Consider the following 21510-nt stretch of genomic DNA (forward strand, 5'->3'; position numbering starts at 1 on the left):
CCCTCCCTTTTTCGACCAATTTCGATAGTTGACAAAATTCATCAGGGAATTTTGTCGAATAACCTTTATGTATGAAGCGTCCTGCCCAGGGACAGGACGCTCCTATTGTTAACTGGCTTTTTGCCCTGGTTTCTCATAAATGTTAATCCCGGCCTCATTCAGCATCCATTCAATATGGACTCCATATCCGCTGGTAGGGTCGTTGACAAATACATGGGTGACTGCCCCAATCAGTTTTCCATCCTGGATGATTGGGCTTCCGCTCATCCCTTGGACAATGCCGCCTGTCTTTTCCAGCAGCTTGGGATCGGTCACCTTGATGACCATACCCTTTGTAGCGGGGAACTTCTGCGGGATTGTGCTTACAATTTCTATATCGAACAGATTTACTTTATCTTCTTCAACGACTGTCAATATCTTTGCGGGACCTTCCTTGACCTGATGGGAAAGGGCGATTGGCATTGGCTTGTCAAGAATTCCGTTTTGGATGCCGTTGTTCAGCTTTCCAAAGATGCCATAGGGACTATTCCGTTCGATGTTCCCTATCACTTCGCGGTCTGACGAGAACCTGGCCAATTTTTCACCAGGGTCCCCGTTTGCTCCTTTTTCAATCGATGTTACGGTCGACCGGACGATTTGCCMATCTTCGACCACAATCGGTTTTTTGGTATCCATATCCGATATGACGTGCCCTAGGGCTCCATACTTTTTTGTCCCTGCATGGTAAAAAGTCATCGTTCCTATTCCAGCAGCTGAGTCACGGATGTAAAGCCCAAGTTTGTACGTGTTTTCATGTTTATCTTTTTTAGGTTCAAGCGTTGTACTGATTTTTTCATTTTCCCGCTTCAAGAGAATATTCATCGGTTTTCCGCTTTCCCCTGCTTTCTGTACAAAGGGCCCGACATCGGACATTTTTTCAATATGCTGCCCGTTAATCTCCGTTATGATATCTCCCACCTTAATGTCGGAAGTTTCTCCCGGAGAAAATTTCCCCTCAAGGGTATCTATTTGATGATGCCCAACAACAAGCACACCTACTGTGTTAAGCTTAACACCGATTGACTGCCCTCCAGGGAACACTTTAAAATCCTTCAGAACATTTACATCAACTTTTTTTATCGGGATGCCGGCAAGTTCAAGGACCATTTCCTCTTTGCCCTGCCTTTTTGCAACCAAGGCAACATCGCTTGTTTGCCGTTCCAAGGCTACTGTAGCATTTTCATCTACATTCGCCAAAACGGATACAGTATCTGAAAAATCTAACTGCTGTCCTTCAAAAAGTGTTATTTGCTTTGGGAACGACATGTATTCCTGAACAGGTTTTGTAAACCCGAGTGCAATTAATGAAACAAGGAGAATTCCACCAATAAATTTTCTGAGAAATTCTTTATGCAATCTTTTCACTCTCCTCGCTTCTAGTCCACACACTTAATGGCTACATCTATAATTTTGCCTTCCCCCGTTGCATTTATAACCGGAAGAATTAAGAAAACAGTTCTGACGCATAGGTATGAAAAAAAGCCATCCCTGAAAGGATAGCTTTTAGGTAGCTGTTTTCATGACCTGGGCCATTTGCAGCAGTTCTTCCGCATGCTGCCTGGTCAATTCCGTCATTTCCACCCCGGAGATCATCCGGCCAATTTCCCGTACCTTATCTCTTTCGGAGAGGGGAGTAACGGCCGTTTTGGTTCTCCCGGCTTTGATGCTCTTACTGATATATAAATGTGTATCAGCCATGGCAGCAACCTGGGGAAGATGCGAAATGCACAAGACTTGGGAATCCTTGGCCACTTTAAATATTTTTTCGGCAATGGCCTGTGCGACCCTTCCGCTGACACCTGTATCCACTTCATCAAAAATAATGGAGGTAACACCCTGGTGCCTCGAAAATATACTTTTTAACGCCAGCATGATCCTTGAAAGCTCACCGCCTGAAGCAATTTTAGAAAGAGGCTTTAAAGGCTCCCCCGGGTTTGTGGATATATAGAATTCCACCAGGTCACCGCCGTTTTTCATGAAATTATCTTCGGCACTTTCAAACTTGACTTCAAATACAGTCTTTTCCATATAAAGGTCTTTTAATTCGCGATGGATAAGACCAGTTAATTTTTTTGCCCATTTTCGTCTTGCTTTTCCCAGATTCCTGCTTTCTATCCGCAAATCCTCTTTGAAGGAAGACAATTCCTTATCCAGCTGACCGATGTGGACTTCCTTGTTTTGCAATGTTTCAATCTCCTCTTCAATGCTTGCGGCATATTCGAGAATTTCAACGATGGTCTTTCCATATTTTCTTTTAAGCTGGTTGATTTCATTCAGTCTATCTTCAATTTCATTTAAGCGCTGGGGATCATACTCAAGCATGTCCATTTCGTTCCTTAGCGAACGGGCTGCGTCTTCGAGGATATAAAAGCTGTTTGCCACGGATTCATGCAATTCCTTATAAGCCGGATCAAGGTCGGCTGCACCTTCGAGATGGTCCATTGCCATGCCTACCCAATCAAGCCCCCGCTGGTCTGTTGTCAAGGCAGAATAGCTCGTTTGTATGGCCTCATACACCTTTTCAAAATTGTTCAGTTTCTGCCTTTCTTCGACAAGCTGTTCATCTTCGCGGAGCCTAAGCTGGGCGGAATGGATTTCCTCGTGCTGAAACTGCAGCAAGTCGAGGCGATGTGCCATTTGCTGTTCATTCTCGCTAAGGCTTTTAAGCTTTTTCAGAGTTTGATTATACATCTTAAACACATGCTGGTATTCGGCAATGGCAGGCTGGATCTCTTCCGCCCCAAATGTATCCAGCAGGTCAATATGCCTGCTTTCATCCATCAGCTCCTGATGTTCATGCTGGCCATGAATATCAATCAGGCTGGACCCGATTTCCCTTAAAATTGCAATGGTGACCAGTTTGCCATTCACTCGGCATACACTTTTCCCATTGCTTGAAATATCCCTGCGGAGTACAACCATGCCGTCTTCATGGTCAATGCCAAAATCCTTCAATTTTGCTTTAACAGGATGGTGCTCTCCATCGATAAAAAACAATCCCTCAAGCTCAGCCCTTTGTTCGCCATGGCGGACATACTCGGCAGAACCTCTGCCGCCAACCAAAAGATGGATGGCGTCAATGATGATGGACTTCCCCGCTCCGGTCTCTCCTGTCAAAACGGTTAATCCTTTTTGTAAAGACACTGTCAGGGCTTCAATAATGGCAAAATTCCTGATTGACAATTCACTTAGCAAGAAGCATCCACCTCATTTAAAGCATATCTAGAAACCGGTTTGCGACCTTGTCTGTATCTTCCTGTGTACGGCAAATGATCAGGATCGTATCATCCCCACAGATCGTTCCAAGGATGTCATCCCAATCGAGATTATCAATAAGCGCTCCAATCGCATTGGCATTTCCCGGCATCGTTTTCATCACGAGCAGATGTCCTGCGTGGTCGATTCGGATAAAGGCATCCATCAGGGAGCGCTTCAATTTCTGCAGAGGATTGAACCTTTGGTCTGCCGGGAGGGAATATTTATACCTTCCGTCCAGGAGCGGGACCTTTACGAGATGCAATTCCTTGATATCACGGGACACCGTTGCCTGCGTGACATTGAATCCTGCCTCTTTAAGCCTGTCCACAAGTTCATCCTGTGTTTCAATTTCATCATTTGCGATTAATTCGCGAATCTTTATGTGACGCTGACCTTTATTCACTCTATCACCTCTGTGAGCTCTTTAAACACAAATAAATATACCCATCCCTATGTTAGCTGATTTTCGAGGTTTCCACAATATTTCGGGGCGATTCGCCAGGATTCTCGAAAAAAGAGCAGGCTTTTAAGCCTGCTCCTCTGTTTTTTTTGTTTTCAGGTCACCATGTGCCGATTGTACGACCTGGAAAGGAGAGACCGATCGATCGATGACACCGCGGTCCTCCGGAGCATTCCATTGAAGATGAAGCAAAAACTCAATGTTCCCATCTCCTCCTGTAATGGGGGAATAGGAAAGGTTTTTAACATCAAATCCTAGACCGGCCGAGAATTCAATCATTGTCTCAATGACAGACAGATGTACTTTAGGGTCCCTGACAATCCCTTTCTTGCCAACCTGCTCCCGCCCAGCCTCAAACTGGGGTTTGATGAGGGCGACCACATCACTTCCGGGAACAAGCAATGTTTTCAAGACCGGGAGTATCAGCTTTAAAGAAATAAAGCTTACATCGATTGAGGCAAATTCAGGCATCCCTTTTGCAAGGTCCGCTGGTGTTACATAACGGAAATTAGTCCTCTCCATCACTACTACACGCTCATCCTGCCTCAGTTTCCATGCCAGCTGGTTATAGCCTACATCGAGGGCATAGGACATTTTCGCGCCATGCTGCAGGGCACAATCTGTGAATCCGCCCGTGGATGCACCGATATCAAGGAGGATTTTGCCGTGAATATCCAGGTCGAAGCTTTTAAGTGCCTTTTCCAGCTTCAATCCGCCCCTGCTTACATAAGGCAGGAGATTGCCTTTAATGGCCAAGGGAATGTCCGCTGCCACTTTTTCCCCCGGCTTATCGAGCCGCTCCTCTTTGGAATAGACGAGCCCGGCCATGACCGCACGCTTGGCCTTTTCCCGTGTTTCGGCAAGTCCTCTCTCAACTAGAAGCACATCTAAACGTTCTTTTTTAATCTTCATTATTACGCCCTTTTTTCCTTTTGCCTTGCCCATCTCTTGATTCTTTCAACTGCTGCATCGGAAGTTAATTCTATTTCATTTAGCAGTTCATCCACATTGCCATGTTCAATAAACTTGTCCGGTATTCCAAGGCGGTCAATTTTAGCTCCACCGAATCCAAGCTCATTGGCGGTTTCGAGAATGAAGCTTCCGAACCCTCCCTGAAGGACAGCTTCTTCAATCGTAAGGATTGGCATGTTGTCTTCAAGGATTCCTGACAGCATCGGGACATCCAGAGGCTTCAGGAATCGGCAGTTAACTACCTTGACAGACACTCCTTGCTTCTCAAGTTGGTCCGCAGCAGCGAGTGCCATCGGAATGGTCGTTCCAAATGTCAGGATGGCTGCGTCATCCCCTTCCCTTAGAACCTCCCAGGTTCCGATAGGAATCTCCCTTAGCGACTCTTCCATCTCGACTCCAAGCCCATTCCCTCTTGGGAAACGGAGTGCGATCGGTCCATCATCATACTTCAGTGCTGTGTAGACAAGGTGCTGGCCCTCATTTTCATCCTTTGGCATCATCAGGACCAGATTGGGGAGGTGCCGCAAAAAGGCAATATCAAAGACACCCTGATGCGTCTCACCATCTGCGCCAACCAGGCCGGCACGGTCGATGCCAATGAAGACATTCAGGTTTTGCCGGCAAATATCATGGACTACCTGGTCGTAGGCACGCTGAAGGAAAGTTGAATAGATGGCAAGGAATGGCTTCATGTTTTGAGTAGCCAGCCCAGCGGCAAAGGTGGCTGCATGCTGTTCGGCAATTCCCACATCAAACATCCGATCCGGGAATTCACTTGCGAATCCTTCAAGTTTGGAGCCGACAGGCATCGCAGGGGTAATGGCAACGATGCGTTTATCTTCCCTTGCCACTTTTCGGACGGTCTCACTCACAAGCGCGCTCCATGCAGGGGGGCTGCTTTTAGGCTTGACGAAAGCACCAGTCTCCGTTTTATAAGGGCCTGTCCCATGCCATGTACCAACCTTGTCAGCCTCCGCAGGCTGATACCCTTTCCCTTTCTTCGTGATGACATGAAGAAGCACAGGGCCATCACATTTTTTCGCATACGCGATGTTTTCAAAAAGATCCTCATAGTTGTGGCCGTCAATAGGACCAAGATAGGTAAAACCAAGTTCTTCAAAAAACATACCAGGAACAAACATGTACTTAAGGCTGTCCTTGATTCTTTCCGCAGTGCCAGCAAGCTGGTTTCCAACCGCCGGAACCTTCTTTAAAAGCACTTCAAGTTCATCTTTGACCCAGTTATATTTTCCCGCAGTCCTCAGCCTGCCAAGCACATTATGGATAGCACCTACGTTCGGGGCGATAGACATTTCATTGTCATTCAGGATGACGATCACTTTTTCTTTTTCATGGCCAATGTGGTTAAGTGCCTCGAGGGCCATTCCCCCAGTAAGGGCACCGTCGCCAATCACTGGGACAACGTGGGTATTCTCACCCTTGATATTGCGCGCCACGGCCATGCCCATCGCTGCTGACAGCGAGGTTGAGCTGTGCCCTGTCTCCCAGACATCATGCTCGCTCTCCGACATTTTCGGAAAACCGCATAGTCCTTTATATTGCCTTAATGTATCAAATTGACAGGCACGGCCTGTCAATATCTTATGCACATACGACTGATGTCCAACATCCCAGATAATCTTGTCTTGAGGGCTGTTGAAACATTTATGCAATGCAATCGTAAGTTCGACAACCCCGAGGTTTGGGCCGATATGACCTCCTGTTTTCGATAGCTTCTCGATTAGGAATTTTCTGATGTCTTCGCCCAGCGATTCCAGTTCTTTCATGGACAGGTCTTTTAGGAATGAAGGGTCTTTTATCGATAAAAGATCCATACCGGACCACTCACTTTCATTTCTGACTTGTTACGTACTTTTTGGTAATCAGGTTGGATTATAGCATAAAACAGCCATGAGTCTCAATGGTTTGGTAGTTTCAGGACTTTCTAAGACCGATTAAATTCGTAATTTGTTCAAGCATATCGGTATCAAGCCCTGTCTGAGCCAATAATTCCTTTGCCTGTCCAATATGTACATCCAATGCTTCCTTTGCCCCATCGAGGCTTAGCAAGGCGGGATATGTGCTTTTTTCGTTCAGTGCATCGCTCCCAACCCGCTTGCCAATCTCAGCCTCAGTTCCAACAAGGTCAAGGATGTCATCCCTGATTTGGAATGCCAAGCCTATATGATGGGCAAAAGTCTCAAGCTTACGTTTTACTTCGGCGGAAGCATCTGCGATTTCAGCTCCTGCTATGACACTGTACATGAGCAGCCTGCCCGTTTTGTTGATATGGATATACTCCAGTTCCTTAAGCGTTAGCTGCCTGCCTTCGCCCTCCATATCGGCAATCTGCCCGCCGACCATTCCCCCTGCACCAGCTGCATCCGAAAGCCCGGCAACCAAAGACAGCTTTGTTTCCCCATCCGCAACTTCTGCCGGAAGCTGGGCAAGAAGCTTAAAGCTCAGGGTAAGCAGGGCATCCCCGGCGAGTATGGCGGCTGCTTCGCCAAATACCTTGTGGTTTGTCGGTTTCCCCCGCCTTAAATCATCATTATCCATGCTTGGCAAATCATCATGGATAAGGGAATATGTATGGACCATCTCAATTGCTGCGGCTGCATCAAGCCCCTTTTCAGGCTTGCATCCGAATGCCTTGAGCGTGGCGAACAATAAAAGGGGCCTGATCCTTTTCCCGCCGGCTTCAAGTGAATAAAGCATGGCTTCCTTTAACGTTCCCGGAGCATCCAGCTTGTTCACAGCCTCGCTTAGACGGTTTTCCAGCAGGGTCTTGTATTGCTGTGAAAATTGTTCAAGAGTTTCTTTTTGCACGGCTATTCCTCCTCGGAGATGGAAAAATCGGCAGCCTGTCCATCGTCTGTCAGAACTTGCGTCAGCTGTTCTTCCACATGTTTTAATTTGTTATGGCAAAGCTTGGACAGCTCCATCCCCTCTTTATAAAAGGAAATCGCCTCTTCCAAAGGAACATCTCCTTCTTCAAGCTTCTCCACTATCTGTTCAAGTTTTTCCATCGCTTCTTCAAAAGTCAACACTTTATCCTCTGCCATTTTGCTCACTCTCCTCGACATTTTTCACAATACAGCTGATCTGTCCATCAGGAAGCTTAACCGTCAGGGGATCATTAGCTTTAACCTGGGAAGGGTGCTTGATCAGCCTGCCCTCTTCCGTATAGGCGAGGCTGTACCCCCTTTCCATGATTTTCAGCGGATTCAACGCTTCAAGAGTGGATACCAGACCTGCAAACTCCCGTTGCTTTTCAGACAGGATAGCGGCCATGGCCCGCTTCAGTTCCCTTTCCTGGCGCTGATGCGCTTCACTGGAATGCTTTAGCAGCTCCTCGGGATGATTCCGCTCCAGACGCCTTGTTAGCTGCATGAGGCTTTCGGCTTTTGATTCCGCAAGTTTTCCGGCACCTCTGACCAAAGTCTCGGTCAACCGGTCCACTTGTTCAAGCTTTTGTTCATACAGCCTTCTGGGAAAACGGAACGCGTATGATTTTCTCAGCCTCCCATATCTGCCTTGTTCAAAATTGACTTTTTCCTTCATCGCCCTGATCAATCTGGACTGCCTGTTCAATACCTTTTCCATTAAATCATCTATATGCGGCACTGCCAGTTCCGCGGCTGCAGTAGGAGTAGGTGCACGCATATCAGCAACGAAATCGGCAATCGTAAAATCTGTTTCGTGCCCTACTGCTGAAATGACAGGGATTCTTGAAGCAAAAATGGCCCTGGCCACAGCTTCCTCATTAAAGGACCACAGCTCCTCTATGGAACCTCCCCCGCGTCCAACGATAAGCACGTCAATATCGCTTCTCCTGTTGGCTGTCTCAATCGCCCTGACAATGGAGGAAGCTCCCTGGCTCCCTTGGACCAGCGCCGGGAATATCAGAATATCCGTTATCGGGTATCTGCGTTTAAGTGTCGTTAACACATCCCGAATGGCTGCACCTGTGGGCGAAGTAATCACACCGACCTTTTGCGGGTATTTAGGGAGGGGCTTTTTGTATCCTGGCAAAAATAAACCCTCTTTTTCAAGGCGTGCCTTTAATTGTTCATAAGCAAGGAATAAATCCCCCACCCCATCAGGCTGCATTTCTTTAACATAAACCTGGTATTGGCCGCTCGGTTCGTAAACAGTGATTTCTCCCCTTATAAGTATCTTCATCCCATTCTCCGGACGGAATTTCATACCTTTGTTAAAGCTTGAGAACATAACTCCCAGGATGCGGGCTTTTTCATCCTTAAGGGTGAAATACATATGCCCGCTTGAATGCTGTTTAAAGTTGGAGATTTCTCCTTTAACCAAAATATCCTGAAGATGCGGATCGGCATCGAATTTACGTTTAATATATTTCGTTAATGCGTGTACAGTCAAATAACGGTGTTCATCCATTTTTCATCCCTGCCTTTTTGACCAGCCATTGGCCAGCCTGAAAATCCTTGATAAACAGCAGAAAGCAAATCTATAGCAAAAAAAGCCGCCCATACCTATTATAGGTTTAGATCCATCATTCGTCACTTTGGAGAAGGAGTGGACTCAAAACCTGCCAGGATGGGGCAGCTGCTATTTTATTGAACCCACTGCGCTCCAGGGTTGGATCATATGGGTGCGCAGCGTTGGGATTTTTCTCACTTACTCAAAGCCTGAAGTCTGGAAAGGTGGTTTTTTGCGGATTTCAGTGTATTGTACATCAGCATGGTAATCGTCATTGGCCCTACTCCTCCAGGTACTGGAGTGATATAGCCTGCCTTTTCCTTCACTTCCGCAAAAGCGACATCCCCGCATAGTTTCCCCTCACTATTGCGGTTGATCCCTACATCAATGACGACTGCACCAGGTTTTACATGGCCGGCTTTTATGAAGTCGGCCTTGCCGACTGCCGCAATCAGGATGTCAGCCTGGTTTGTGTGGTAAGCAAGGTCTGTTGTCCTGGAGTGGCAGTAGGTAACCGTTGCATTCTCATTCAGCAAAAGCTGCCCTACAGGCTTCCCGACAATATTGCTCCTGCCTACCACGACAGCATGCTTCCCTTCGATGCTGATTCCGGCTTCTTTTAACATAACCATGATTCCATAGGGTGTGCAGGAAATGAAAGCATCCTGTCCGGTCATCATTCGGCCCACATTGACTGGATGGAAACCATCGACATCCTTTTCGGGCGATATGGCTTCGATTACCTTCGTTTCACTGATATGGGGCGGCAGCGGAAGCTGGACGAGGATTCCATGAATGGAATCATCTTCATTCAACTGCGCAATTTTCCCGAGAAGCTCCTCTTCATTGACGCTGTCGGGGTATTCAATCATAACCGAGTGCATCCCAAGTTCCTTGCAAGTTTTTTGCTTGGATTTGACATAGGTTCTCGATGCCTGGTTATCCCCTGCCAGGATTACTGCCAATCCCGGGGTGATTCCTGCTTGCTTCAGCTCTTCAACTTCCTTTGAAATTTCAAGTTTTTTCTTCCTGGCAACTTCTTTGCCATCAATGATCGTTGCAGTCATGTCATATCCCCCTTTATTATTCGAAGAGGAAGGACCCAGCAGGCATTATTGGAGCGGTTCCTCACAGATTCTGTTTTACTTTTGAGAGTACCCCATTAATAAATTTACTGGATTGGTCATCCCCATAAATTTTTGCTATTTCAATTGCTTCATCCATAACCACATTGGCCGGCACTTGCTCTTTGCAATACATCAATTCATAGACCGCAAGGCGCAGCAAGCTTCTGTCCACATGGGCAAGGCGGTCGATTGTCCAGTTTTCCAATTGCCTTTTAATGGCACTGTCAATTTCATCCTTATGGCTTACAGTACCTTCGACCAGTTGGGTCAGATAGGCATCCTTCTTCTCTTCCTCCAGCACATGCTCAATCGCATCGTTGATTTCCGCTTCGCTTATATCAATCTGAAACAAGGCTTGCAAGGCCTTTTCCCGGGCTGTTCTTCTTTTCATTTTCATAACTCCTTTACGGGCAGTTGCCTGTCCCTTTCTAACTAGATAATAGCATACCATCCGCTTGATGCGAATGGCTCCCTATTTATTTTTACTTTTCCGGGAAACTTTATCAAGTCCATCAGGCAAAAGCCGTAAAAATATTTCAAGCAGCACCCTTTGCAGAGTATCGGCAGACTTTCATCCAGCTGCAGGAATCCGCAAAAAAGCCAAAGACATGGCGTCCTTGGCTTTTTTGTTTACATTTCCTGTTCGTAATCGTTTTCAGGCTTTTGGGTTTCAAATTGAATCCCTACGACATGGATATTGACTTCAGCTGCTTCGAGGGCTGTCATATTGAGAAGAGCCTGGCGGATATTATCCTGGATTTTTTGGGCAACCACAGGGATTGAAATGCCAAACTTCATCATGCAATAAACATCCACCTTGATGCCTTCATCGGAAAGTTCCACTCTGACTCCCTTACCGTGATTCTTTTTGCCCAGCCTTTCAACCACGCCAGCAGCAAATCCGCCGCGCATTTGTGAAACGCCCTCCACCTCTGAAGCAGCGATTCCGGCAATCACTTCGATGACTTCCGGAGCGATTTCCACCTTGCCAAGACTGTTTTCACCCTGGTTCATTTCTAGTACCCGCTGTTCACTCATTGCTTGCACCTCCTGCTTATTCTTCAGACATCACATCATACAGCTCCAGAAACTTTGTATTGAACTGGCCATCCACAAACTGCTCGTGGCTGAGCAATTTTAAATGGAACGGAATCGTGGTGTGAATTCCTTCAATCACGAATTCGGCCAGAGCTCTCTTCATACGGCTGATCGCTTCCTCGCGGGTGCTGCCGTATGCAATTACCTTCGCAATCATCGAATCATAATAAGGAGGGATTGTATAGCCCGGATAAGCGGCAGAGTCCACCCTCACACCAAGGCCTCCTGGCGGCAGGTACATTTTGATTTTCCCCGCTGATGGCATGAAGTTCTTGGCAGGGTTTTCCGCATTGATCCTGCACTCAATTGCCCAGCCATTGAAAACGACCTCATCCTGTTTCAGGCTGAGTTTTTCGCCAGAAGCCACCCGGATTTGCTCCTTGATCAAGTCTACTCCAGTAACCATTTCGGTAACAGGATGCTCCACCTGGATTCGGGTATTCATTTCCATAAAATAAAACTTGCGATTGCGGTAATCATATATAAATTCTACCGTGCCAGCGCCTGTATAAGCAACTGCTTTTGCTGCTTTTACCGCAGCTGTCCCCATTTCCTCACGGATTTCGCCATCAAGCGCAGGGGATGGAGTCTCTTCTAAAAGCTTTTGAAGACGGCGCTGAATCGAGCAGTCCCGTTCACCAAGGTGGATGGTATTGCCGTAATTGTCGGCCATGACCTGGATTTCCACATGGCGGAAATCTTCAATATATTTTTCAATATAAACCCCGGGATTTCCAAAAGCTGTGTTTGCTTCCTGCTGGGTGATATTGATCCCCTTGATGAGGTCCTCCTCCGTCCGGGCTACCCGGATCCCTTTACCGCCGCCGCCGGCTGTGGCCTTGATAATCACAGGATAGCCAATTTCCCCGGCTAATTCAACTGCCTCGTCGGTGTTTTTGATGATTCCTTTTGATCCTGGTACAATCGGAACATTTGCTTCCCGCATCGTTTCCCTGGCAACGTCTTTTGTCCCCATTTTCTGGATTGCCTCCGGGGTCGGTCCGATGAAAATGATATTGCATTCACGGCAAAGTTCGGCAAAGTCGGCGTTTTCCGCCAGGAACCCGTACCCGGGATGGATGGCATCACAGCCTGTGAGTTTAGCGACGCTGACAATGTTCGTGAAATTCAGGTAACTGTCCTTTGATGATTTAGGTCCAATGCAATACGCTTCATCAGCGAGCTGGACATGCAGGGATTCCTTATCAGCCTCAGAGTAGACCGCTACCGATTCGACCCCAAGCTCGCGGCAGGCACGGATAATCCGGACAGCGATTTCTCCCCTGTTGGCAATCAATACTTTTTTTATCATGGCATTCACGCTCCTTATTCAGGTTTAACCAGGAATAAAGGCTGGCCATATTCCACAAGCTGGCCGTCTTTTGCGAGCACTTCCACAATTTCCCCGTTAATTTCCGCTTCAATTTCGTTAAATAGCTTCATTGCTTCCACGATGCATACGATGGAATCCTTGCTTACTTTTGCACCCGGCCTGACGTATGGGTCGGTGTCCGGTGAAGGTGATTGATAGAACGTTCCGACCATCGGCGAAGTGATTTTATGTAAATTTTCACTTTCCTGGACTGCTTCTTTAAGAACTTCCTGCTTTGGTTCCTCTTTTTGTACAGGTGGCGCTGCCTGTGCTGGCGGAGCCGCCTGGACAGCTGGAGCAGGGGCTGCTGGAACAGCTAATGCAGTCTGTGCCTGCTCAACGAGTACCTGCTTGACTTCACCCTTCTTTTTCATCTTGATTTTGGCTCCGTCAAGCTCATACGAAAATTCGTCAATGCTGGATTGGTCGATAAGCTTGATCAATTCTCTTATTTCTTGTACTTTTAACATTTCTGGCACCCCTTGTCCATTTTATGTAAGATTAAGACTAGATACTAACACTATACGATAATACCATGCCTTTATTCAATATGTTACTATAAACCATAAAGTCTGTTTATTACCTCTATTTTAATATTTTCTGAATAAAATGGGAAATGAATCTCAAAATAAAATAAAGTTATTGGAATTATTGCCTTCGACAGGGCATTTGAGACATTTTTACTGAAAAATAAATAAAGCAGGCCGGGGTAAATTTTTCCCCGGCCTTTCTTTTTCGATTATTTTTCCGGCTGGAAGGTTACAGCCACCGCCTGATAGGCACCAAGCTCGCTTCTTACCATCTGGATGATTTCATTTGCTTCTGCTGGTGTATGGTCCTGGGCCTTTACGGTAATCCGAACCTTTTCGCCATCAGCGCGTACCAGGGCATCTTCATACCCCATGGTCTTAATCAGTGTTTCAAGTACATTTTCTTTCTTTGAGATGGTGTCCAGATCCTTCATTTCATCATACGCCTTATTCCGCTGTTCGACTGGAAGGTCAGTGGATGCCACAATAGCCTGCAATTCAGCCTTTCTTTGGCTTCGCTGATCCTCAAGGTCAAGCCTTAAGGCCTCGAACTGCTCATCGCTGGCGATTCCGGAAATCACGGCGTCCTCATCGCTCGTTTTCACCGACTTTCCGTCTTCCTTCGCCGTTTCTTCACTAACATTCTCTTTCTGTTCCTCTACATTTGCAAGGTTTGAGCGGTTTGGTTCAGGCGAAGTGATATAATAGACACTTAGGACAACGACAAGACTCAACATGGTCAACAGCCAGACTGTTTGTTTTTTTAATAGCATTCTTTAATCCCCCTTGGTTTTTTTAGGCATAACCGCGACCCGATGACTGGGAACATCGAGTACCCTGGTAACTGCTTCGATAATCCATTTTTTCACCTGGACATTTTCAGCTCCCTTGGCGACGATGAGGACACCGCGGATAGCTGGTTTTTTCGTCTCAAGGACAATGGGTGTTTCATTTTCTCCCTTTCTGACGATGACAAGCTGCTCATCTTTTGAAAGGTCCTCCACTCCACGTTTCCCGCCCTCGCGGTCAATCTCATCTGTCTTCTGGGATTGGGTCACCGAGTTTTTCTCAAGCACCTTTTTTTCGGTAGCGTCAACATTGACAACGACTGTGACGTCCTCGACGCCCATGATTCCTTCCAACGCTTCCTTTAGCTGGTTTTCGTAAGCTTCCTCGTATACCTTTATTATGCTCGTTTCCGAGTTGTTTTTCTGGCCGAATGCCGGTGCATCCTCCCCTGCCCCATGCTGGCTGAAGACCGCCATATCATTCTCTGGCCCCTTTTGATTTCCAAACATGTTACCCAAAAGCATAACTGCTATTCCAAACACGATCACAATCAGAAGATATGGATATTTGCCCGTTTTCTTTTCTGATGACTCCTGATTGAACAGCTGTTTCTTCAACCAGGTAATCGGCCCTTTATCATTGCTCATCCCTGTTCTATGCCCCCCCTTTTACGACAATTTGTATAGATGATTGCGGAACATTCCATTTTTCTGCCAGAAGAGAGGAAATCTCTTCATTTAATCTAGTGTTCTGGTCTGCTTGAAGGGGTTGGGCTGTATCAATTTCTACTTCTTTTACAACGGCCACTGCCGCATCCCCATCCCCGTCGCTGACAACCTCCACCATGATCGACTGGAGATTTTGAGGGGACAGATTCTCTTCTGCTTCATCAGCTGTTACCTCGATTCCTGCAATTTTCATGCCGTGCCTTGCCATCAACTCCTCCTCTGCGTCCAGTTTCAGTTGGACAGCTGTTTGTTCTAAAATATATGCATGTTGGGAGGCTTGTATTTCTTTTTTCTTTGATTCTATTAAATTTTCCATCTTTTTTGTTTGGACCGGATTTTGGTAATTTGAGAGCGAGGACAGGGAGGCTTCAAAATCACTGGAGAAAATTTTCATGATGGGTGACAAAATGATGGAGATCAAAAGGAGACCGATAACCACTTTCACATATTTTTGCAAACTGGAGTTCGGCAGCAGCATGTCGATAACCGTTGCCAGCAGAATGAACAGGATGATATTGGTAATCCACTCTTTAAGAAATTCCATCTCGCCCCTCCTATCGAACCATCATTGTCAGATTACCGGCTGCCACAATGACTGTGATGCTAAGGAAAAACATCAGGGAGACGATTGCCAGCGCTGCGAAAACATAGAGAATCGCTTTGCTGATCACATCCAGGCAGGCGATGACCGGGCCGCCGCCCAAAGGCTGAAGGATAGCGGCAGCGAATTTATAAATAAAGGAAATAAGCAGAATTTTGACTGCAGGAAACGCCGCAATAAACAGCAGGATGACCACACCTGCAAGTCCAACCGTATTCTTCAGCAGCACGGATGCGCTGATAACAGTGTCAGCTGCATCAGTAAAGACCCTCCCAATCACCGGAATAAAATTGCCAGTGATAAACTTGGCCGTCTTTATCGCAATTCCATCCGATACAGCTGTGGCAGCCCCCTGAACGGAAATCACTCCAAGAAACACTGTCAAGAACAGCCCGAGAAGGCCGATGCTCCAATTACGGAGCAGTCCCGCCAGCTGGGTGACCTTATAATGCTCTGTCAGGATGCTGACGATGCTAAGGATTGCGGACAGCAGCAGGAGCGGAAGCACCACGTACTGAATGAACATCCCGCTTGTATTCATTAAAAATAAAATAACCGGATGGAAAAACGATGCTGACACCAGCCCGCCGGAAGCTGCAATAAGGGCAAGAAGCAGGGGAATCAACGCAAGGATGAATTGAATCATCGTTTCTATCGCCTTATTGGTGTAGTCCATGACAACATGAAAACTATTAAGTGCAATGATAATCAGCACCATGAACACAATCGCATAGGCAACCTTGCTGACCGTGCTCTTTTCAAAGGAATTCTGCAAAGTCTGCAAAAAGATGCTGAAGATGGTAAGGAGCACAAGCGAGCCAAGCAGCTTCCCATTTGCGACAAATTCATGAAACATGAATTTGACAATGCCTGTCAGCCAATCTTTCAGGCTGAACTCTTTCTCGCCTTTGATAAAGTCATCCAGGCTTCCTTTCTGGCTCTCAGGAAGGAAGCCTCCATATTCAGTGAGAATATCACTCCAAAACTGCTGAAGTTCATCGATTTGGAGCGCATCAAGCTGTTCATCCGCCATGGCCTCTGCCGTGGCGGGCGGCACCTGTCCAACTGCAGCTTGTACACCAGGTGCAGGGAAGAACAAGACCAGCAGTACGATGCCGAATAAAGCACCCAGTACATACTTCATATTTTCACCCCTGATCGTGTTCATCCTGGAATCAACCGGAGAATAGTCTCAATCATAACAGTTAGGATAGGGATGGCCATGGCAAGAATAAGGATCTTTCCTCCCAATTCAATTTTGGAAGCAATTGCCCCTTGTCCGGCATCTTTCGTAATCTGGGCCGCAAATTCCGCGATATAGGCGATGCCAATAATCTTTAAAATGGTCTCCACGTAGATAAGGTTCACTTTTGCATCTGAAGCCAGTCTCTCAATCATGTTGATGATCAGGTAGATTTGGTCGACGAGGAACAGGAAGATGGCGCAGCCGGTAAATACAATCAGCAAAAAGGCGAAATTAGGCTTTTGTTCTTTTAAGATGAGAGCCAGGAAGGTGGCCACAAGTGCCGCTCCTGTTATTTGCAAGATTTCAATCGCAAGACCCTCCCTTATCACTGGAATAGGAAAACAGATTTTATTTTATCAAACAGGTCGTCAACGATTGAGGCCACCATAAAGAGAATATAGATGAAACCAAACAGTGTAACCCACTGGGCATACTCCTTCTTGCCCACCTGGTCTAAAATCGTATGCAAAAACGCGACAACAATACCGACACCCGCAATTTTAAAAATGATATCGACTTCCAACCCCATCTTGTCTTCCTCCTATTAACTACATCAATAAGATGATTAGTAACAATCCGGACAAAAACCCTAGACTCTTGACCATTTTTTCATATTTAAACTGGCGATCGCATGCATCCGCTTCCTCCCTCTCCAGATGTGTCATTGTCAGGTTGATTTGTTTTTGCTGGGAGTAGCGATCATGGCGTCCCAATGTTTCCCCAAATTGCTTGAGTATTTCAAATTCCCCCCGCCTTAGCGCAGTGTCCTTCCAGGTGAGTTTCAGGCTCTCCTCCCAGGCAGCGCCGGCTGTTGTTTCGGCATTTTCCAGCTTGGTGGCAAAGGTGGAAAAAATGGAGGAAACAGGCTTTGTAAGCTGGGTTCCGATTTTTCTGGAAGCTTCATGGAGAGGTGCATGGCCAAACATGATTTCTGCTTCAAGCGCCTGTAGGGCCGATTTCAGCTGCCTCAGCTGCCTGGGCCGTTCACTCAAATGCCTTGATGCCTCTATGCCCGTCCAAGTGGTAGCAGCAATAATCAATGCTGCACCAAATAATTTGATCATTTTAGGTCACCTTCGCTTTAAGATAGAACTCTTGTTTATTTCCATCCTTGATTGAAGCAACCGTACCTGGTCCTGTTGTTCTTGACAGTTCAATGAAACGCTGAAAAATGCCCTGCTGTATAATCGGCCTCAAGGTTGGGCGCCTTTCGATGTCCTCAAGTTTATTTCCGTGCGTGGTCATGACTAGCTTTATGCCGGCATTGACAGCCTCCATGATGGCAGCCGCATCTTCCTCTCTGCCGATTTCATCCACAATCAGCACATCAGGGCTCATGGAACGGATCATCATCATCATTCCTTCCGCTTTGGGACAGGAATCAAGGATATCGACTCTTGGACCAAAAGTAAGCTGCGGAATGCCATTCACACAGCCGGCAATCTCGGATCGCTCATCCACGATTCCCACTTTCATGGATGGAACACGCAGCCTTGGGCAGCCGGTCGAAATCAGTCTGGCTATGTCCCGCAATAAAGTCGTTTTTCCAGTTTGGGGAGGCCCGATAATCATGGTGTGAAGCCATCCCTGGTCGAAAATTTGCGGGGCAATTTGTTCAGCAATCCCAATTTTCTCCCGGGCAATCCTTATATTAAAGGACGAAACATTTCTAATCGCTTTCACTCTGCCTTCTTCCAATATTACTTTTCCGGCTAAGCCGACCCTGTGCCCGCCTGCAATGGTGATATAGCCTCGCTTCAATTCCTCTTCAAGGGTATACATGGAAAAATTCCCGAGCTTATTAAGCAGCTGAACACCATCTTCGGGAGTCACGATGTACGGCAAAAAGACAGGTTTTCCGCGAGCCGTCAATTCCAGCGGCCTTTGGATCCTCACACGGATCTCTTCCGGTCCCTGCTCATGAAATAAGGGAACCTCACTGAGGACGTCACAAATTCGTTTAGGCAAAAAAGACATAATCTCCTGCATATCTATTCCTCCTGACTAATCCCTCCCATTACTTAAAATGTATGCACGCTTGGACACATTATGACTTCGCGCCAAGTGTTGAATGAGACAAATTCAGCTTTCAGCAAAGGGTTAAAGGTTGAGGCAGCACATATATAGGAAGAAACAGAAAATAATAAAGGGGAAGGAGGGTTGTCCATGGTAAATGATCATAAGACTTTTCAGAAAAAGCAGAGGGACCTAAAAAACCGGTATATCGGAGGAGCACGCGACAATCAAACCCCACGCCAGTCCGACCCTGAATATAACAACGGAAATAATACCGATATATCACCAGGTGCCACAGGCAGGGAATAGACAACAAAACAAAGCCAAGGCGGCCATACCTATGGCCAGAACGATTTTTGAGCCCGAAAAAAGCCCGGAACCTGAAGTCCCGGGCCTTCCTTATCGATATGCGCTTACCAGATCTAATAGCCCCTCTTTCGTTATGGGCCCTTTATAATGTTCCCGAATCACGCCATCTTTGTCAATTACGAAGGTTTCCGGCTGGCCAGTTACCGCGAACTGGTCTTTGACATCCATCTTGTAATCAAACAGATAGGTAGAGGTGGTTTTGTGCTTTTCAGTAAATTTCTTTACCCGGTCCCTCGTCTCTCCCAAATCAATGATAAGGAGTTGGATTTCTTCCCCGTATTCCTGCTCGAACTTCTCCAGTTCAGGAGCCTCGTCCACGCAAGGACCGCACCAGGTGGCGAAGAAATTGAGCACCACGACCTTCCCTTTGAACTCGGACAGGCTTCTCATCTCCCCTTCCATATCCTCAAGCTGGAAGTCGGCCGCTATTTCGCCAAGCCCCGAAGCGCTATTTCCTTTATCAAGGTTTATTGCAAAATAGGCAAAGGCACTGATGATCATAAGCAGGACCAATATTCGGGCTAATTTATTCTTCATCGTCTGCCTCCCTACTCCACAAATTGACGGAGATTTTGCTTCACAGTAATTAAGTGGTCCTTGTAGGCCTCAAGTTTGGCCTGGTATTCCCCGGCGCCTATTTTTCCGTGGGAATTTCTTTCTTCAAGCTCCGCAATCCTATCCATGATCGCATTCTGTCTGGCCAGAAGCTGCCGGAACTCGGACTCATCATGGTCTTCACCAAGCTTTTTTCCTTCAAGCTGGCTCTTCCATCTAAAATACGAATAATAGCCAATCCCTGCAATTGCAATGACTCCCAAGACAATCATAAGGATATGAGGGTTAAACCTTTTCAATGGCGACTGATCCCACATTCTGATATGCCCCGGGTTATGGAATTCCGGAGAAGTTTTCGTGACAGTGCTGCCCGTTTGCCCAGACTCCTTCAAAGGCTGGGCATTCTGGGGAGCCTCTGTTGAAGCAGCGGCAGGCTGAACATCTTTCGAATAGGAAAACTTGATTTCCCTGCCCGCCTCAATATTAGCCACATTGTAGAGCCAATAGGACGTTCCGTCAATTTGCATCGTCTGTGGTGCGCCTATGTTTGCATCGGCAAACATCAAACTTCCTATATCTTCCCCTATAAGGATCTGCATGGCTTCGAGGGAATAGTCCGGCTGCAGCACCACAGGGACACCCGCTGGAATTTCATAGCTGTAGGAAAGAACTTGTGATTCGTTTGGCTGGATCGGCTTGGAAGTCGAAAAAGAGTCATTGCGCTTGATTACCCCTGCAGCATCTTCCTGTACCTGCAGGTTTATGGCGCCGGGAGGAAGCAGGATTGTCAGGACTCCTTCTGCTCCTTCGCCATTGTATACCTCACTGCCAATATTGGAATAGGTGACCATGTGCTTAACGATGATGTTGCCGTCTTCCTTAGGATCGACAACAAGATAATGCATATCAACCCGAATTTGCTCTGCAATGGCTTCAGCCTGTATTAAGGGTATGAACATGAGAGATAGGAACAGGATGGCAATTCTCTTCATTTCATTCCATCTCGCTTGTTCAGTTTGTATGTTTTTATCGTTTCCTCTATTTCCCGCTCCACTTCCGCCTTCAAGCTGTTATCAGGTTCATGGGACGTTTTTTGCTCATTTGCCCTAATCATCTTGGCAACCTGGATTTCATATTGTTTTTTTAAATGAAAATAATCAGTATCTGACAGTTTCCCCATTTTATGATCAAATTCCAATTCGTTTAAGGTGGTTAACAATTCCTCCTTGGAATGGTTCTCGTTTATTGGGTTGGATTGCTTGGTTGCATACACATCCCAAGTAAAATAAGGGGATGCCGTCAGAAAGAGCGAGACAAGCACAAGAGCTGCCGTCAGAACCATCGGGATAATTGTAATCTCTGGCATTTTTGTTCACATCCTAAAGGTACTTTTTGCGTTCCTCATCAATGATGGAAGAAATAATTTCTTCCTCTACTTCATCCTCTATTGCCAGGTCTTCCTCCGGGGTGCTTTCTTTCCCCCGGCTGTTCACCCATCTGCGAAGGAGAAGGAATATCCCTGTCCCTGCACCCCCTATGGCGGCAAATGGAAGCACCCATGCCGTCAAACTGAACCCCTTCTTTTCCGGAGCAGTAAGAATTTCTTCCCCCAGCATCCCGACGTAATACTCACGTATCTCGTCCTTATCCATTCCTTTTTTCATCATCGAGATCAAATCCGCCTTAAATGCATCCGTGTTTGCACAGCCGGCCATATCACAGGCATAATGGTCCTGACCGCAGCCGCAGGTGCACATGAACTGGGAAGCTACGGCCTTGAACTCCGGAGACTTGTAGTCGTATTCACTATTGGCCTCCGTTGCATGGGTTTGCAGCAGGAAGGATTGCAGTCCGAACAGCAGAAGCAGGAAAGAGAATGCGAATTTCCTCTTCAC

The 21510-nt window shown here is 46.7% G+C and carries 26 protein-coding genes; 1 reads left to right on the forward strand and 25 read right to left on the reverse strand.

All coding sequences use genetic code 11. The features are described 5' to 3' along the window. Positions 1-108 precede the first annotated feature (108 nt). From spoIVB to spoIIIAA, 21 genes are all read right to left on the reverse strand, one after another. A complete protein-coding gene (gene spoIVB / locus ADU22_RS21780; protein ID WP_082252962.1) occupies positions 109-1404 on the reverse strand; it encodes a SpoIVB peptidase in 1296 nt (431 codons plus the stop codon). 138 nt (positions 1405-1542) lie between these two features. Beyond that, entirely contained in the window at positions 1543-3234 is a 1692-nt protein-coding gene (recN, locus tag ADU22_RS21785) for a DNA repair protein RecN (protein ID WP_053364049.1), read from the reverse strand. A gap of 16 nt (positions 3235-3250) precedes the next feature. After that, positions 3251-3700 (reverse strand): transcriptional regulator AhrC/ArgR, encoded by a 450-nt coding sequence (gene ahrC / locus ADU22_RS21790; RefSeq protein WP_046526393.1) that lies wholly within the window; start codon positions 3698-3700, stop codon positions 3251-3253. 123 nt (positions 3701-3823) lie between these two features. Next, on the reverse strand, positions 3824-4669 hold the full coding sequence (locus ADU22_RS21795; RefSeq protein ID WP_053364706.1) for a TlyA family RNA methyltransferase: 846 nt from the start codon (positions 4667-4669) through the stop codon (positions 3824-3826). Positions 4670-4671: 2 nt separating this feature from the next. After that, positions 4672-6564 carry a 1-deoxy-D-xylulose-5-phosphate synthase gene (gene dxs, locus ADU22_RS21800; RefSeq protein WP_053364050.1) on the reverse strand — a complete coding sequence of 631 codons (1893 nt, stop codon included), beginning with the start codon at positions 6562-6564 and terminating at the stop codon, positions 4672-4674. Between the two features lie 100 nt (positions 6565-6664). Further along, positions 6665-7558: a polyprenyl synthetase family protein gene (locus tag ADU22_RS21805; RefSeq protein WP_053364051.1), complete on the reverse strand. Its 894-nt coding sequence runs from the start codon at positions 7556-7558 to the stop codon at positions 6665-6667. Between the two features lie 2 nt (positions 7559-7560). Further along, entirely contained in the window at positions 7561-7794 is a 234-nt protein-coding gene (locus ADU22_RS21810; protein ID WP_053364052.1) for an exodeoxyribonuclease VII small subunit, read from the reverse strand. Next, a complete protein-coding gene (xseA, locus tag ADU22_RS21815) occupies positions 7781-9142 on the reverse strand; it encodes an exodeoxyribonuclease VII large subunit (RefSeq protein WP_053364053.1) in 1362 nt (453 codons plus the stop codon). Before xseA ends, ADU22_RS21810 begins: the two co-directional genes overlap by 14 nt. Before the next feature lie 236 nt (positions 9143-9378). Continuing rightward, complete coding sequence (gene folD / locus ADU22_RS21820) at positions 9379-10251, reverse strand: bifunctional methylenetetrahydrofolate dehydrogenase/methenyltetrahydrofolate cyclohydrolase FolD (protein WP_053364054.1); 873 nt, start codon at positions 10249-10251, stop codon at positions 9379-9381. Positions 10252-10312: 61 nt separating this feature from the next. Next, a complete protein-coding gene (gene nusB / locus ADU22_RS21825; RefSeq protein ID WP_053364055.1) occupies positions 10313-10702 on the reverse strand; it encodes a transcription antitermination factor NusB in 390 nt (129 codons plus the stop codon). 239 nt (positions 10703-10941) lie between these two features. Beyond that, a complete protein-coding gene (locus ADU22_RS21830) occupies positions 10942-11349 on the reverse strand; it encodes an Asp23/Gls24 family envelope stress response protein (protein ID WP_046526386.1) in 408 nt (135 codons plus the stop codon). A gap of 16 nt (positions 11350-11365) precedes the next feature. Further along, complete coding sequence (accC, locus tag ADU22_RS21835) at positions 11366-12721, reverse strand: acetyl-CoA carboxylase biotin carboxylase subunit (protein WP_053364056.1); 1356 nt, start codon at positions 12719-12721, stop codon at positions 11366-11368. 14 nt (positions 12722-12735) lie between these two features. Continuing rightward, complete coding sequence (gene accB, locus ADU22_RS21840) at positions 12736-13251, reverse strand: acetyl-CoA carboxylase biotin carboxyl carrier protein (protein WP_053364057.1); 516 nt, start codon at positions 13249-13251, stop codon at positions 12736-12738. Between the two features lie 269 nt (positions 13252-13520). Further along, positions 13521-14084: a SpoIIIAH-like family protein gene (locus ADU22_RS21845; protein WP_053364058.1), complete on the reverse strand. Its 564-nt coding sequence runs from the start codon at positions 14082-14084 to the stop codon at positions 13521-13523. Positions 14085-14087: 3 nt separating this feature from the next. Beyond that, complete coding sequence (spoIIIAG, locus tag ADU22_RS21850) at positions 14088-14747, reverse strand: stage III sporulation protein AG (protein WP_053364059.1); 660 nt, start codon at positions 14745-14747, stop codon at positions 14088-14090. A gap of 7 nt (positions 14748-14754) precedes the next feature. Next, complete coding sequence (gene spoIIIAF, locus ADU22_RS21855) at positions 14755-15372, reverse strand: stage III sporulation protein AF (protein ID WP_053364060.1); 618 nt, start codon at positions 15370-15372, stop codon at positions 14755-14757. A gap of 10 nt (positions 15373-15382) precedes the next feature. Next, positions 15383-16573 carry a stage III sporulation protein AE gene (spoIIIAE, locus tag ADU22_RS21860; RefSeq protein ID WP_053364061.1) on the reverse strand — a complete coding sequence of 397 codons (1191 nt, stop codon included), beginning with the start codon at positions 16571-16573 and terminating at the stop codon, positions 15383-15385. A gap of 20 nt (positions 16574-16593) precedes the next feature. Further along, positions 16594-17001: a stage III sporulation protein AD gene (spoIIIAD, locus tag ADU22_RS21865; protein ID WP_231687982.1), complete on the reverse strand. Its 408-nt coding sequence runs from the start codon at positions 16999-17001 to the stop codon at positions 16594-16596. Beyond that, positions 17001-17204, reverse strand: a complete 204-nt coding sequence (gene spoIIIAC / locus ADU22_RS21870; RefSeq protein WP_046526379.1) for a stage III sporulation protein AC — start codon at positions 17202-17204, stop codon at positions 17001-17003. The genes spoIIIAD and spoIIIAC overlap by 1 nt, the downstream gene beginning before the upstream one ends. 19 nt (positions 17205-17223) lie before the next feature. Beyond that, a complete protein-coding gene (spoIIIAB, locus tag ADU22_RS21875) occupies positions 17224-17739 on the reverse strand; it encodes a stage III sporulation protein SpoIIIAB (protein ID WP_053364062.1) in 516 nt (171 codons plus the stop codon). Between the two features lies 1 nt (position 17740). Further along, positions 17741-18664, reverse strand: coding sequence for a stage III sporulation protein AA (gene spoIIIAA, locus ADU22_RS21880; protein WP_053364063.1), 924 nt, complete (start codon positions 18662-18664; stop codon positions 17741-17743). A 177-nt stretch (positions 18665-18841) separates the two neighbouring features. Between spoIIIAA and ADU22_RS25090 the strand changes: the two genes are divergently transcribed. Next, positions 18842-19000 carry a hypothetical protein gene (locus ADU22_RS25090; protein WP_197280097.1) on the forward strand — a complete coding sequence of 53 codons (159 nt, stop codon included), beginning with the start codon at positions 18842-18844 and terminating at the stop codon, positions 18998-19000. Positions 19001-19090: 90 nt separating this feature from the next. On the opposite strand, the gene ADU22_RS21885 is transcribed toward ADU22_RS25090, so the two are convergent. The 4 genes from ADU22_RS21885 to ADU22_RS21900 are packed head-to-tail and all read right to left on the reverse strand — an operon-like array spanning position 19091 to position 21510. Further along, positions 19091-19597: a TlpA family protein disulfide reductase gene (locus ADU22_RS21885; protein ID WP_053364064.1), complete on the reverse strand. Its 507-nt coding sequence runs from the start codon at positions 19595-19597 to the stop codon at positions 19091-19093. 11 nt (positions 19598-19608) lie between these two features. Then, positions 19609-20607: a hypothetical protein gene (locus ADU22_RS24455; protein ID WP_053364065.1), complete on the reverse strand. Its 999-nt coding sequence runs from the start codon at positions 20605-20607 to the stop codon at positions 19609-19611. Further along, positions 20604-20981 carry a hypothetical protein gene (locus ADU22_RS21895; RefSeq protein ID WP_053364066.1) on the reverse strand — a complete coding sequence of 126 codons (378 nt, stop codon included), beginning with the start codon at positions 20979-20981 and terminating at the stop codon, positions 20604-20606. Before ADU22_RS21895 ends, ADU22_RS24455 begins: the two co-directional genes overlap by 4 nt. Before the next feature lie 13 nt (positions 20982-20994). Then, entirely contained in the window at positions 20995-21510 is a 516-nt protein-coding gene (locus ADU22_RS21900; protein ID WP_053364067.1) for a cytochrome c-type biogenesis protein, read from the reverse strand.

It is taken from the genome of Bacillus sp. FJAT-27251 (assembly GCF_001273925.1).
Taxonomy (GTDB): domain Bacteria; phylum Bacillota; class Bacilli; order Bacillales; family Cytobacillaceae; genus Mesobacillus_B.

Excerpts from the sequence above, each read along its gene's own strand:
- spoIIIAF (WP_053364060.1), bottom strand. The coding sequence starts at position 15,372 with ATGGAATTTCTTAAAGAGTGGATTACCAATATCATCCTGTTCATTCTG.
- nusB (WP_053364055.1), bottom strand. The coding sequence starts at position 10,702 with ATGAAAAGAAGAACAGCCCGGGAAAAGGCCTTGCAAGCCTTGTTTCAG.
- spoIIIAG (WP_053364059.1), bottom strand. The coding sequence starts at position 14,747 with ATGAGCAATGATAAAGGGCCGATTACCTGGTTGAAGAAACAGCTGTTC.
- xseA (WP_053364053.1), bottom strand. The coding sequence starts at position 9,142 with ATGGATGAACACCGTTATTTGACTGTACACGCATTAACGAAATATATT.
- ADU22_RS24455 (WP_053364065.1), bottom strand. The coding sequence starts at position 20,607 with ATGAAGAGAATTGCCATCCTGTTCCTATCTCTCATGTTCATACCCTTA.
- ADU22_RS21845 (WP_053364058.1), bottom strand. The coding sequence starts at position 14,084 with ATGCTATTAAAAAAACAAACAGTCTGGCTGTTGACCATGTTGAGTCTT.
- ADU22_RS21895 (WP_053364066.1), bottom strand. The coding sequence starts at position 20,981 with ATGCCAGAGATTACAATTATCCCGATGGTTCTGACGGCAGCTCTTGTG.
- spoIIIAA (WP_053364063.1), bottom strand. The coding sequence starts at position 18,664 with ATGCAGGAGATTATGTCTTTTTTGCCTAAACGAATTTGTGACGTCCTC.
- spoIIIAC (WP_046526379.1), bottom strand. The coding sequence starts at position 17,204 with ATGGGGTTGGAAGTCGATATCATTTTTAAAATTGCGGGTGTCGGTATT.
- dxs (WP_053364050.1), bottom strand. The coding sequence starts at position 6,564 with ATGGATCTTTTATCGATAAAAGACCCTTCATTCCTAAAAGACCTGTCC.
- folD (WP_053364054.1), bottom strand. The coding sequence starts at position 10,251 with ATGACTGCAACGATCATTGATGGCAAAGAAGTTGCCAGGAAGAAAAAA.
- ADU22_RS21795 (WP_053364706.1), bottom strand. The coding sequence starts at position 4,669 with ATGAAGATTAAAAAAGAACGTTTAGATGTGCTTCTAGTTGAGAGAGGA.
- ADU22_RS21810 (WP_053364052.1), bottom strand. The coding sequence starts at position 7,794 with ATGGCAGAGGATAAAGTGTTGACTTTTGAAGAAGCGATGGAAAAACTT.
- accB (WP_053364057.1), bottom strand. The coding sequence starts at position 13,251 with ATGTTAAAAGTACAAGAAATAAGAGAATTGATCAAGCTTATCGACCAA.
- spoIIIAB (WP_053364062.1), bottom strand. The coding sequence starts at position 17,739 with ATGATCAAATTATTTGGTGCAGCATTGATTATTGCTGCTACCACTTGG.
- accC (WP_053364056.1), bottom strand. The coding sequence starts at position 12,721 with ATGATAAAAAAAGTATTGATTGCCAACAGGGGAGAAATCGCTGTCCGG.
- ADU22_RS25090 (WP_197280097.1), top strand. The coding sequence starts at position 18,842 with ATGGTAAATGATCATAAGACTTTTCAGAAAAAGCAGAGGGACCTAAAA.
- spoIIIAE (WP_053364061.1), bottom strand. The coding sequence starts at position 16,573 with ATGAAGTATGTACTGGGTGCTTTATTCGGCATCGTACTGCTGGTCTTG.
- ADU22_RS21885 (WP_053364064.1), bottom strand. The coding sequence starts at position 19,597 with ATGAAGAATAAATTAGCCCGAATATTGGTCCTGCTTATGATCATCAGT.
- ADU22_RS21830 (WP_046526386.1), bottom strand. The coding sequence starts at position 11,349 with ATGAGTGAACAGCGGGTACTAGAAATGAACCAGGGTGAAAACAGTCTT.